The 11,169-nt window shown below is 47.0% G+C and carries 13 protein-coding genes and 1 tRNA gene; 9 read left to right on the plus strand and 5 right to left on the minus strand.

All coding sequences use genetic code 11. The features are described 5' to 3' along the window. Positions 1-109 precede the first annotated feature (109 nt). From ABDK92_01290 to ABDK92_01300, 3 genes are all read left to right on the plus strand, one after another. Complete coding sequence (locus ABDK92_01290; protein ID MEN3185257.1) at positions 110-694, plus strand: hypothetical protein; 585 nt, start codon at positions 110-112, stop codon at positions 692-694. Positions 695-890: 196 nt separating this feature from the next. Then, the gene (locus tag ABDK92_01295) at positions 891-1,250 is read left to right on the plus strand and encodes a nucleotidyltransferase domain-containing protein (protein MEN3185258.1); all 360 of its coding nucleotides are present in this window, start codon (positions 891-893) and stop codon (positions 1,248-1,250) included. Beyond that, positions 1,228-1,641 (plus strand): HEPN domain-containing protein, encoded by a 414-nt coding sequence (locus ABDK92_01300; GenBank protein MEN3185259.1) that lies wholly within the window; start codon positions 1,228-1,230, stop codon positions 1,639-1,641. Before ABDK92_01295 ends, ABDK92_01300 begins: the two co-directional genes overlap by 23 nt. Positions 1,642-1,855: 214 nt before the next feature. On the opposite strand, the gene ABDK92_01305 is transcribed toward ABDK92_01300, so the two are convergent. The 4 genes from ABDK92_01305 to ABDK92_01320 form a co-directional block, all read right to left on the minus strand. Beyond that, positions 1,856-1,932 (minus strand) — tRNA-Met (locus ABDK92_01305). Positions 1,933-2,113: 181 nt separating this feature from the next. Then, complete coding sequence (locus tag ABDK92_01310) at positions 2,114-3,286, minus strand: Xaa-Pro peptidase family protein (protein ID MEN3185260.1); 1,173 nt, start codon at positions 3,284-3,286, stop codon at positions 2,114-2,116. A 9-nt stretch (positions 3,287-3,295) separates the two neighbouring features. Then, positions 3,296-3,724, minus strand: coding sequence for a PPC domain-containing DNA-binding protein (locus tag ABDK92_01315; GenBank protein MEN3185261.1), 429 nt, complete (start codon positions 3,722-3,724; stop codon positions 3,296-3,298). Between the two features lie 230 nt (positions 3,725-3,954). After that, positions 3,955-5,184, minus strand: coding sequence for a serpin family protein (locus ABDK92_01320; protein MEN3185262.1), 1,230 nt, complete (start codon positions 5,182-5,184; stop codon positions 3,955-3,957). A gap of 105 nt (positions 5,185-5,289) precedes the next feature. Here ABDK92_01320 and ABDK92_01325 point away from each other — a divergent pair, with 105 nt between their 5' ends. Continuing rightward, positions 5,290-5,469 carry a hypothetical protein gene (locus ABDK92_01325; protein MEN3185263.1) on the plus strand — a complete coding sequence of 60 codons (180 nt, stop codon included), beginning with the start codon at positions 5,290-5,292 and terminating at the stop codon, positions 5,467-5,469. A 1,140-nt stretch (positions 5,470-6,609) separates the two neighbouring features. Further along, positions 6,610-7,572, plus strand: coding sequence for a GGDEF domain-containing protein (locus ABDK92_01330; GenBank protein ID MEN3185264.1), 963 nt, complete (start codon positions 6,610-6,612; stop codon positions 7,570-7,572). Here ABDK92_01330 and ABDK92_01335 read toward each other — a convergent pair. Continuing rightward, positions 7,562-8,914, minus strand: coding sequence for a tetratricopeptide repeat protein (locus ABDK92_01335; protein MEN3185265.1), 1,353 nt, complete (start codon positions 8,912-8,914; stop codon positions 7,562-7,564). The genes ABDK92_01330 and ABDK92_01335 overlap by 11 nt on opposite strands. Before the next feature lie 589 nt (positions 8,915-9,503). On the opposite strand from ABDK92_01335, the gene ABDK92_01340 reads away from it, so the two are divergent. The 4 genes from ABDK92_01340 (at position 9,504) to ABDK92_01355 (ending at position 11,087) form a co-directional block, all read left to right on the plus strand. Further along, a complete protein-coding gene (locus tag ABDK92_01340; protein MEN3185266.1) occupies positions 9,504-9,734 on the plus strand; it encodes a hypothetical protein in 231 nt (76 codons plus the stop codon). A gap of 5 nt (positions 9,735-9,739) precedes the next feature. After that, positions 9,740-9,913 (plus strand): PadR family transcriptional regulator, encoded by a 174-nt coding sequence (locus ABDK92_01345; GenBank protein ID MEN3185267.1) that lies wholly within the window; start codon positions 9,740-9,742, stop codon positions 9,911-9,913. Between the two features lies 1 nt (position 9,914). Next, on the plus strand, positions 9,915-10,157 hold the full coding sequence (locus ABDK92_01350; protein ID MEN3185268.1) for an rRNA methyltransferase: 243 nt from the start codon (positions 9,915-9,917) through the stop codon (positions 10,155-10,157). A gap of 75 nt (positions 10,158-10,232) precedes the next feature. After that, positions 10,233-11,087 carry a GNAT family N-acetyltransferase gene (locus ABDK92_01355; GenBank protein MEN3185269.1) on the plus strand — a complete coding sequence of 285 codons (855 nt, stop codon included), beginning with the start codon at positions 10,233-10,235 and terminating at the stop codon, positions 11,085-11,087. Positions 11,088-11,169 lie beyond the last annotated feature (82 nt).

The following is an 11,169-nucleotide window of genomic DNA, read 5'->3' on the forward strand; positions in this document are numbered from 1 at the left end:
AGTGGAAGGGGGGGTGTATTTTTCCCGTTCCACTTTTGTTCTCCTCCAGTGAAGGTGATGGAACGCTTTGTTGCTCCCTGAAGTATAATCCTGTGGAGGTAATAAAACGATGGTGCGGAAAGCTTCCATTTTACGTTTATCTCTTGTTCTCCTTTTCCTTCTCGTTCTCATTCCGGTCGCCTTCCCTGGTGAATCCCAGATCACTCTTACTGGAAGAGCCTTTATCCCGGTAAGGGGAGAGTCGGGCAAAATCACCGAGCGATTTTTTGCCTTTGTCCCCGTAGAGGTCATCGACATGAGGACAGGCCAGGTGGTCACCGAAGGGGAGACGAGGGTAAGTGGACGTTACAGGGTGACGGTAAAAGAACCGGGATTGTATCTTCTGCACATCGGGGAGGGAAACCGCGTGATTCTCGATGTATCCCCAGAAGTACGGGAAGCGAAACGGTATGACTTAAGTTATGCTGGTGCCCGGTCGACGGCTCTGGTAATGGTGCTTTCTCGTCTCGCCCTGGGGAAAAAAGACCCAACCAGCGTTTTTATTTATAAAACTCCTCTCGTTTTGCGTTCGGAACGTTTTAAGGAACTGGAAAACCTGGTCCGAAAAACGCTGGCTCAAGGGGAAAACCTCTGGGAGAGCTGGGAGATCCAGGAACTGCTAGAAACCATTGCTACGCAATTGCGGGAATCGTAGTGTTTTTGCCAATTTCTACCGTTTTCCTCTAACGATAACGTGATACGTTTATGGTTGCTGAGGTTGAAAAATGGTGAAAAGAAACCACTCATCAGCACTTCGATGACACGTGCAGAGAGGCTTTGGATAATTCAAAGTAATCCGATTCATCTTGATGGGGAGGGAGAGTTGGTATAATGAAGATAGGAAGTAGTAGGTGAAATCCGTGGATTTCGCAGTAAGGCGTAAGGCGTATGTAACCAAACTGGAAGAATCGGTGCAGCGAATGGTCAAAGTACTCTCCCGTTTGCCAGAAGTGGAGCGCGTTATTCTTTTTGGTTCGTATGCTCGGGGGAGAAGGGACCTTTTGACTGACCTTGATATCCTGGTGGTGATGGATACTCGACTCGATATTCTTGCTCGAACGACTTTCATCTACGAACAACTCTTCCTACCGGTAGACTATGATGTCCTAGTTTATACCCCTTTAGAATTGGAACGGTGGAAGGAACAACCGTTTTTGAGACAGATCCTGGAAGAAGGAAAAGTGCTTTATGAGAAAAAATCCCAAAGATGAGGGTCAAAGATGGCTCGAACAGGCCAAAGAGGACCTGAAATGGGCAAAAGAGTTGTTAGAAAGAGGTGGATATTATCTGGTTTGTTTCCTGAGCCAGCAAGTGGGAGAAAAAGCGCTTAAAGCATATCTGTATGCCCAAGGGGAAGAAATCGTCCTGGGACACTCTATTGGAAGGCTCTGTGAGGCTGCTGGAGCATATGATCCGCTTTTTCTTTCCAGGGGAAAACGATGGGTTATCCTTGATAGTTATTATATTCCTACCCGTTACCCTAACGGTCTTTTAGAGAGTATTCCTGCCCGGGTGTACACCGTAGAGGCTGCTCAAAGTGCTATTGCTTTGGCCCAGGAAGTGGTTGAAGTGGTCATTAGTCGTTGCTCCCTTTTTCGCTAAAGAGGGCAGTATTGGGTTTTTGATTTCTGGGTTGAGGTGTTCTCGATTGCGATTCGTAGAAACTCGGTTTTTTTCATCTTGGGAAGCGCTCGGAAGGTGAGACCACTAGTTTTACTCTGTAAAGCAGTAAGAAAACCCTTCAGCCACAGTTTGGCGAAAACCTATTCAGGAAGGAGCCCTTACCTTGACCGGAGTAAGGGCTTTTTGAGAGATCTGGTAGCGGGGGCTGGATTCGAACCAGCGACCTCCGGGTTATGAGCCCGACGAGCTTCCTGCCTGCTCCACCCCGCGTCGTTTTCCAAAGCAAGGGTTATCATACCACAGAGTTTTGAAAAAATCAAGCACAGAATATCAGAGCGTCAATCAGCTGCTTCCAATGCGTTCATGGTTTTGATGTTCTTTTTGCATTCCTGGAGTTTGATTTCGGTCTTTTACGGGCATACAATAGGCGCATCAAATTCCCTTCCGGGGATCAACCTGTTCTTCTTCCTAAAATTTTCTCCTCCATGAAGGGCGAAAGGGGTTCGGACCTCCATTCGGTGATGAGGTATCCACTTTCAAACCGGACGCCATGCACTTCCGGAATACCGAAGACGCTTACATCGATACAAACCGTCATCCCTGGTTTGAGAGGAATATCGCTGTGTGGTCCAAAGAAGGGCCCCTCCGCTTCCATGAGGCCAATGGTATGCACGAAAGGACACACCAGGTACTTTTCATAGCCGCGTTTTATCAGAAATTCTCGAGTGACGGCGTCGAGGTCTTTTCCTGATATCCCTGGTCGGAGGTTGTTCCTGGTGATGCGATAGGCTTCTTGTAGGTCCTGGAGGCACTGACTTTGAGCTTTGTTGGGATGATTCCCCACCACTGTGGTGTAACCGAAGACTCCGGCATACCCATTGGAGCGAGGGCTTAAACCGAGCATCACGGTTTCGCCGATTTTGAGTTCTTTTTCTGAAGCTGTGGGAACCACCGCATTGGTGCGTTCACCACTTGCGATGATGGTTTGAAAGGCAAACCAGCTGGCACCCAGCGACCGGACCTTTCCTTCTCCAATAGCGGCTACCTCCACTTCTTTTGTACCTTCCTGAACAAGCGGCTCCATGGCTTTAAAGGCTTCGGCGGCCATGGCAAAGGCCCGGCGAATTTGCTGCACTTCCCAGGAGGATTTAGTTACCCGAAACCCTTCGTAGTCGGAGGTGAGGTCTACAAATTCAACATGGCCCAATTCTTCGCGGAGGTGCTCATACACTGAAAGGGGCATTTTGGCGAACCCCACGGCGCCGATTCGCTCATTCCCTCTTTGTAAGCCTACCTCTTTAAAAACTTCGGCGAAAGAAGAAATCCTGGCGTTGGGATATTCTTCGCCTGGAACCATGAAAGAGGGGATATTGCGGGTCTTTTTGACGTTTGAATCGGTGTGAGCAAACGGTTCCGATTCTGGTCCTCCCAGAATCATGGGTTCGCTACTTCGGGGGACAAAAATACAGCCACTTTCAAACTGAGGACACCATCCCGAAAGATACCACCCGTTGGCGATGTTGAGTTCGTCGTAGTAGATAAGCAAGGCATCGAGGTTTTTCTCTTTCAGGAGTTCCTGGACTCTTCGCAATCTGGTTTCAAACTCCTTTTCTGGTAGTGCCATCGTGCTCACCTACTTTCTGAAACGAAGTTGCTTCAAACCTTCAGGAGTCACTTCCCTTTGCATGGGAAAATCCGAGAGGACCCCTAGGGCCACTTCGCAGAGATAAAGGACCTTGTTGCCGTGCTCAAGATGCCCGCCATACGCCCCCTTAACGTCCGCGACCACCACGTGGATGTGCGGGACACCGTTCACGATTACCCCATTCAGTGATAGGAGTTCAAAGGGACCTTCATATTTTTCAAAATGTTCAACCGGGGGGAGGCCAGTGGTCATCACCCAGTGGAGGTGAACTTCTGAGAGCGTTCCGAATCCAGTGAGGACAACGCCGTGCCTTATTCCTTCCTTTTGAATCACCTCTTCTAGCGTTTCCAGAACATACTCTCCGGGGAAAATACTCACCAAGACTACATCCTCCATTTTTAACCGTCCATAATCCATACTGTTATCGCCTCCTTTTTCCTATTTTTTCAGATTAGATGGGGAAAGTAAATGGTCGAAGGAGGAAACTTTCCTCTCTTTGGAGTTTGCTTTGGGTCTCAACGATTTTGTGGTTCTTTTGGCCTACGGTGTGCGCATGCCATTCTTTTGTTGTACTGTCTGGTATTCCCGAGAAAAATCAGGTTAAAAAACATGCGATGACGCTCAGGGATTCGGGTACGGCCACGTGGCTACATCGATTCTGGGTCGATAACCACCCCTACGAAGAGGAAAAGGCCATTTCGCTCATCACGGATGCAAAGTAGAAATGGGTGATCAAGGCGCATCACAAATGGTTCTTCAGGCGGGGCTGCTGTCAGAATAATGGTTACTGAGGTTGCGGCAGCTGCTTCGGTTCCTTCTTCGGTGATTTCCAGAACACTTTTGTGTTTCACTTCGCTTATGTAGGCGACCGGTGGAATGGGAAGCATTCCGCTAAAATTGGCATTCATTTCGTCAAAGGCATCTTGTATTCCTGCGTTTTTTAGGACTTCGTTCAGCACTGCCTCAAAGGTAATGGTGAAACGGGGTAGGTATAATTCTCCCTGTTGTTCGCTCATTCTCTGGATGATCCCTTCCAGGTCCGATACCCTCAGAGAGTGGAGCAACTCTTCCACACCATCCATCTCCCGGGGGAGGATGATGTACATGCTGAAACTTTGATCTCCATAGGGAAGCCGTATCGCCTGTAAACGGTCGTTCTCGGTATAGCGGAACTTTCCTTTTTGCCACATGGTAGGGAGATCTTTGGTTCCTCCGGAAAGTAGGAAAAATGGCAGAGGCTGGGTTTTCTGGGGATCAAAGGGATAGAGCCACTTTCCCTTAAAGTAAATCGCGTTGAGGAGTACCAAAATGGCATCCTGAGAAATCTGATTCAGAATCCGGTCAATTTTGGAGTGCGTCGCTTGTTGTACCCACTGATTGATTTGGGCAAGCGTTGCAGGGTCGACAAAGTCGACAGTTTCTACTTTTGCTTGGTAATACCTCACAATATCGGAGAGGAAACTCTCGTACAGGGGAATTCCTGCTCTAGCCCACAGAGAGTTAGCGGTTCTCACTTCCACCCTGCTGCTGGTCCCGTTTAACATCTTTACCAGGTTCAGATTATTTTCTCGGATGGTTTCTGGTGGTATCCCCGAAAATCCCATGACGCTGAGCATCTCTTCTTGGGTTTTACCCCTTGCTCCGGCAGCGGCCATAGAGAGGGCCATCTCAATTCCAACTGGAGAAAGGAAAAGGTTTTCTTCTTTTTCCTCCCAGAGCTCTTGGAGGAGGAGTACTCCAAATTCGTTGATTCCTCGAACCATTTGCTCTTCCACCGGGAGAGTAGCAAAGTTTGTCAGAAGGCTGCCCACCACACATCCACCACAGAGGAAAATGAATACCCCTCCTATCAGGATGAAAATCACCAGTTTTTTCATTGTATCCCCTTCCTTCCTGCACCGAAAGTAGAAATCTTTACTTTATAGTACGCGTCAGTGGGTTCTTTCGTTCCACAGAGGTTTTTGTCTTGGGGGTGGAAATGGATGAGTCTCTTGAAGACGCAAAACTCAGATGGAGAGAACATGGTATTGTTGAAAATCCAGCCGGATGGCGACCATCGTTTACAGAAGATATTATCGAAAGGAACCGTTGTCATTGCTGGAATGCCTCAAACCGGAAAAAACTACTGTGCATCGGTAGCTCTATGGGTGTATTCCCTCTGAAAATAAAGTTTTTCTTGATTTTGAAAACCCCTTGAATTAGATCTGTGGCAGTGGAAAACTATGAGGTGATTCGAAAAACTTTTGAGGGTTTGACGACTGATTTCGGGGAAAAAGCGTACATGTTTCAGGGATCTTTTTACTGAGTCGTCACCGGGGTGAAAATATCTTTTGAGCTCTTTGACGTTTCAATAATTCCTCGCTTTCAAGGGAAACCCAATCTATAGGTCTATGGATATCCCCGTTTGAGGATGTTTTATGAAACGATTCCCCCCTCCTGGTGAAGCGTATCTTCAAGTTGGTGGTTTTCTAAGGGTGGCACTTGAATCCAGCGTTGCAGAGGAAAGCAAAACACTGGAAGATATTTATGCCCCTTTTTTCCAGACGGAGTAAACCGGCTTGCTGATTTACGGAAAAATGAAGTGGCGCAAGACCTCATTCTTCTGTTGTGCACTCCAGTGGGAAGCAGAGTTGATTGATAAAAGTTGTTTGTGGAACTGGGGATGGTTCGTTTTCCGCTTAGAGAGTATACGGGTTTTCTTCGGGGAATCTGTTGCATTGAGCTCTTACGACCTTTGCATCGGGGAAAAGGTACAGGAATTCGCAAAGCACTCAAGGTTTATTTCTGCGGTTGTTGGTTATTACGATACCTGGGAGTAGTAGAGGAAGGGAAAATTTTTGAAAATGTAGTGTTTCAGAATTTGCATTTGCGTGGGCAATTGAACTACGACTAGGGAAGAAATGGGATGAAAATTAATTTTTTCCCAACGGGAAAGAAGTTTATGAGATAAAAGCTACCTTCCAGAAGATGGATTGGTGGTGGCTCTGGATGCCGGCAAAGGAATTTCGTCTTGGCCAATATCACGTTTTCCAGAAAGTACGTGGAAATGGAGGGATTTCGTATCTTTTTCATCGCTAAACCTGGGATGACTTAGAGTTTGATTGGCAAATTCTTGGCCTTTGTTTTCTGGGGAACTGTTCTACAGGATACCAAGATATCCAGAGGCTTGGAAAATGAAAGAGTACCTGATTCAAGGCAAGCACTGGGAGTAAAACTCCGACTTCTCCATTTTCATTGCGAATCCTTCTTGACTTTCGAGGCGAAGGGAGTACACTTCTTTTTCAAAAACCGTAGGGGGGAGCATGGATTTGGTTCAGTTCTATACGCCATGGAGAAAATTGGGAAAACTCAGACGATATAGTTTCCTTCTTGTCATTCTGGTGTTCCTTCCCGGATATCTTTTGGTGAGTAAGTTAGAACGGTGGTATCTCACGTTTTTTGCCTTCGGGGCTCTGGTTGTTGGGACCTGGATCGAAGGAAAAATTGGTTTTTCTCTTTCTTCTTTGGTCTGGATGTTTCTGCTGGTAGCGTTCATAGGGGGATCAGGGTGGTACGAAAGTCCCTTTCTCTTTCTCCTTCTCCTTTCTCCGGCGATGTCTCTCTTGGGGGAAAAGTTTCGTGAAGCATTCTGGATGTGTGGTGCCAGCACCATTTTCCTTGCGATTCTTGGGGTATGGGCTCTATGGCGGGAGAATGTTTTCTGGGGATGGTACATTCTGGGTTTGGTGGCAAGTACTTGGTTTTTCTTCTTGCTTTTCCGAGAAAGACAGGGTTCGATGGTCCGGCGTCTTCTCCATCTCGAAAAACTTGCGGACCGGGATCCGCTCACGGGTCTGGGAAATAGAAGGGCTCTCCAGCGAGTAGTATCAACTCTGGTTGGAGAGGGAACTCCTTTTGTGCTTTCGATTGTGGACCTTGACTGTTTTAAAGAGTGTAATGATTTCTATGGCCATGAGAAGGGGGATGAAGTGCTGCAGCAATTCGGAACAATACTTCGTTTCTCGGTTCGCCAGAGTGACTTCGTATTTCGCTATGGTGGTGATGAGTTTATTATTCTCTTTCTGGGAGTGGCTCCGGAGGCGGTTGCGGAAGTGCTACAAAGAATCGAAAAAAGATTAGAAGAATCATTCCCTAAGGTGGGAATGTCCTGGGGGATAGCTTCCTTTCCGGAAGAAGCCAGAGACCGAACCCAAATATTCCGTTTAGCTGATGAACGGCTTTATGCCCTCAAACGAGAACGAAAAGAAGCCCGTTTTACAGAGTAGAATCTGATCTTCCGCGCGATTCTATTTCTTGCCGGAGCTTTTGGGCGAGTTTTGGGTCAAGTGCGGTGAGGATTTTAATCTGCTTTTCTGCTTCTTCCATAGCTCCCTGTTTAATGTAGGTAAGTCCAAGTTGGTAATGAATCTCTGGGTTATCGGGATCAAGTTCTATTGCCTTCTGGTATTCAGAAATGGCCTCCGGGTATTTTTCCATTTGGAAGTAGCAATTTGCCAGGTTATAGCGGGCTAGCAAATATTCTGGATCGATAGCCAGCACCTTTTCGTACATTGCCACGGCCGAAGAGAGGTCGTTTATATTGAAGTAGGCATTTCCCAGGTTAAAGAATGCAGGGGCATAGTCAGGCCTAATGTGCAGGGCTTCCTGAAGTTTCTCAATCGCTGTATGATACCTCCCAAGATCAATGTAGTTGATGCCAATGTAGGTTAAAACCTGGTGGTCGTTGGGATTGAGTTCCAAGAGTTTTTCGTAGGCGTCGATAGAGCGGTACAGGTACCCCATTTCATAGTACGTATTACCCAGGTTCAACCATCCCGAAATATAAAAGGGATCAAGAGTGACTGTTTTCTGGTATGTTTCCAAGGCCTGAGGATATTTTTCCTGAGTGTAGTAAAGGTTCCCCAGGGCGTTATAGGCGTCAGTGTATTCCGGGTCTAGGTCGATGGCCTTTTTATACAATGCCTCGGCCTTCTGGAGCTCTCCTTGCTCAGCGTAGGCATTGCCCAGGTTATAGTAGGCATAGAAGTAGGAAGGGTCCTGATCCAGGACTTTCTGATACATTTCTTCTGCTAATTCCCAAAACCCCAGGTAGTAATAGCAGTTTCCAGAGTTATTGAGTGCATTGAGATTCTGGGAGAGTCGAAACGCTTCCTGAAAGTGCACCAAAGCCTTGTAGTAGTCGCCACTATTCAGGTACACCAAACCTAAATTATAGTGAGCATCACCGTTATCTCGTTGTCGCTCGAGGGCTTCGAGCAAGTGCTTTTCAGCCTGGGGGTAGTCCTCGATTTCAAGGTAGATAGTTCCCAGATTATAGTAGGCTGTGGTGTATTCCGGATCGAGTTCCAGCACTCTTTGTAGAATTTCAATGGCCTCCCGGTATCGGTTTAGGAAATAGAGCGCTACTCCTTTGTCGTTGAGGACCATCACGTCGTCGGGTGCGATTTCGAGAGACCGGTTAAAATACTCGAGAGCTTCTTTGTACTGTCCCCCATTTAGGAGTTCCTGGCCCATCCGATAAAGGTCTTCCGCGGGGTTCTCCTGTGCGAAAGAGTTGGATATAACCAGAATCAGGAAAAGACTCATCACTAGGGCAAGCTTTTTCATTTTATTTCCTCTCCTTTCCGTTTTTTCCATTATAAATTCAGATTACCATTTCTGGAAGTGACTCCATCGGGGTTCTGAATCCTTACAAATTCTTAAACGAGGTTCATGGAGGTTATGTTCGGATGGTGATGAAGCGAAGGTCGTGGCAGGACATCTGGTAGAAACTGGGTAAAATAAGCCTGTCGTGTTATTGGGGTTTCTATATTGTCTTTTTATTAACAAGTTGCACATAAGGAATATAATTGTCGTATGTAAAAGTTGATGATGGGAATTCAAAGCAAAGACATGAGGGAGCGAATGGTTATTCCTGACCTGGATGATGGAAGATTCGAAGGAACCTTTCAACGTTTTGGACAATTCCCATACGTTACTATGCTGGATGACTGAGTAGGAATTTTGGAAGTCAAAATTGTGGCCAGAGCTGAGGAACGTTTCAGATTCTATCCTTGGGTTCTCAGGGGGTCATGATTCGGAGTATGGGTCCTCGGGTTATGGCTTATTTTCAGGGGAAAGGCGTAATGGTTTTACAGAGTGACGCTGAGGCTGTCTCGAGGATGCTTCTTTTGCACAAAGAGGGTGATTTGCCTTTTTGCAGATACGTGTCACCATTCCCATTACCATTAGGAGTGCTTCCATGCGGGGGCGATCCCGGGGTTGTTCTTGGTACCCTTTGATTGGTGTGGAGGTTCTCATTCCGGCGGTCCTCGTGGTTCTATTGCGGGGGCCGAGCTATGGGTACGCTCTTTTGGAGGACTTGAAATCCCTGAGGATTGGAGTACCGGGTGTCACCCCAGTGTCCTTTATCGGACGCTGCGGATGATGGAGATGGATGGTCTGGTTTCGTCAACCTGGGACACTGAGGGTCCAGGACCAACAAGAAGGGTATACACCATCGCCGAACCTGGGCGAACTTTTTTGCGGGATTGGAGCCGAAAAGTGCGGGAAAGCTTAAAATTGTTTGAGAAACTGATTCAAGCTGTTGAGGAAGGAGGTCATTAAGATGTTTGGATGTGGAAGATTTGGTTTTCGAGGAGCCACACTTCCCTGGCCTTACGTGGGCAGGGACAAAGGAGGATTTCCCCGGTGTGCCTATCCGGGGCTGTGGGAAGCACCATCCTGGTGGTACCCGATCTCGGCAGGGGGAGAACTCGATTTTTTGAGGAAACGGGCTGAAGCAATACGGCAAGAACTTTCCCATATTGAGGAACGAATCCGGGAACTTGAAAAAGGAAACCAGGAATAAGAGGACTAACCTAGGATAGAAGATGAATTCCAAAGTTCATCTTTTACCCTATTAAAGTGGGGTAAGATCATGGGGATGAAGATTCGACGGGGGACTTTACAGGATTTTAGAAAAGTGGTTCGACTGCTCCGGATGGTTTTTCCTCAAGATGAAGCCGGATATTACTGGAGTTTTTTGCGATTTGACCCTTTTTTCCGTCCAGAGGATGTATGGCTTGCGGAGGAGGGAAGAGAAATCGTCTCGTGCTTGTGGATTATGCGGCGTTTTTTCTCTGATGGAGAAAAGACCATTCTTGGGGGAGGTGTGGCGAATGTAGCGACCCATCCTGCGTTTCGGGGACAAGGTTTTGCTTCACAACTTCTTGAGGAAGCCCTCAATCAGACAAAGAAGGAGGATTTTTCTTTTCTGACTCTGGTGACGGAGATTCCGACCTTTTATGGACGTTTTGGTTTCGTGGAGTGTAAGAAGTGGATAGGCCGTTTGGAGCCGGAAGGGGGAGAGGGAGTAGTATTAACCAGAGCGCAAATCAGAGAAATTCTTGAACGTTATGGGGGTTTTTACCGAAAAAGGCGGCTCTTAGTTTTGATGCGAACCCACTCGTATTTACGAGGAATAGAACATTGGAACCGGTACAGCGCGCGTTTTCGGGAAGGGAAAAATGGAGCGTTCTGGGGAAAGAACGGAACCATGATTGGGTACTTTTTACCGCGGAATCAAGAAATCCAAATATTCGATTTTTTCTTCGAAGAAAATCCTGTGCATGTGCTTTCATTTCTTCGGAAACTGGGGAAGCCGGTACAGCTTTTCCACCATCAAGACGTTTTGGATGAGTTGGGTATTGCTCGTGTCCTGGACCGGGAAGTCGTGATGGTGTGTCCTTTGAAGATTTTTCCAGAACGTCTCTATCTTCCTCCGGTAGACTATTTTTAAAAAACTTTCCTTCCCCCCTTGCAAAATATCCGAAGAGCATATACAATACCTATTGCTCTTCTGGAGCATGAACCTTGAAAAG

Source organism: Atribacterota bacterium (assembly GCA_039638595.1).
GTDB lineage: Bacteria > Atribacterota > Atribacteria > Atribacterales > Caldatribacteriaceae > Profundicultor > Profundicultor thermophilus.

What these genes read in the sequence shown, in the direction of transcription:
- ABDK92_01290 (MEN3185257.1), top strand. Translation starts at nt 110, where the DNA reads ATGGTGCGGAAAGCTTCCATTTTACGTTTATCTCTTGTTCTCCTTTTC.
- ABDK92_01300 (MEN3185259.1), top strand. Translation starts at nt 1,228, where the DNA reads ATGAGAAAAAATCCCAAAGATGAGGGTCAAAGATGGCTCGAACAGGCC.
- ABDK92_01310 (MEN3185260.1), bottom strand. Translation starts at nt 3,286, where the DNA reads ATGGCACTACCAGAAAAGGAGTTTGAAACCAGATTGCGAAGAGTCCAG.
- ABDK92_01315 (MEN3185261.1), bottom strand. Translation starts at nt 3,724, where the DNA reads ATGGATTATGGACGGTTAAAAATGGAGGATGTAGTCTTGGTGAGTATT.
- ABDK92_01320 (MEN3185262.1), bottom strand. Translation starts at nt 5,184, where the DNA reads ATGAAAAAACTGGTGATTTTCATCCTGATAGGAGGGGTATTCATTTTC.
- ABDK92_01325 (MEN3185263.1), top strand. Translation starts at nt 5,290, where the DNA reads ATGAGTCTCTTGAAGACGCAAAACTCAGATGGAGAGAACATGGTATTG.
- ABDK92_01330 (MEN3185264.1), top strand. Translation starts at nt 6,610, where the DNA reads ATGGATTTGGTTCAGTTCTATACGCCATGGAGAAAATTGGGAAAACTC.
- ABDK92_01335 (MEN3185265.1), bottom strand. Translation starts at nt 8,914, where the DNA reads ATGAAAAAGCTTGCCCTAGTGATGAGTCTTTTCCTGATTCTGGTTATA.
- ABDK92_01345 (MEN3185267.1), top strand. Translation starts at nt 9,740, where the DNA reads ATGGATGGTCTGGTTTCGTCAACCTGGGACACTGAGGGTCCAGGACCA.
- ABDK92_01350 (MEN3185268.1), top strand. Translation starts at nt 9,915, where the DNA reads ATGTTTGGATGTGGAAGATTTGGTTTTCGAGGAGCCACACTTCCCTGG.
- ABDK92_01355 (MEN3185269.1), top strand. Translation starts at nt 10,233, where the DNA reads ATGAAGATTCGACGGGGGACTTTACAGGATTTTAGAAAAGTGGTTCGA.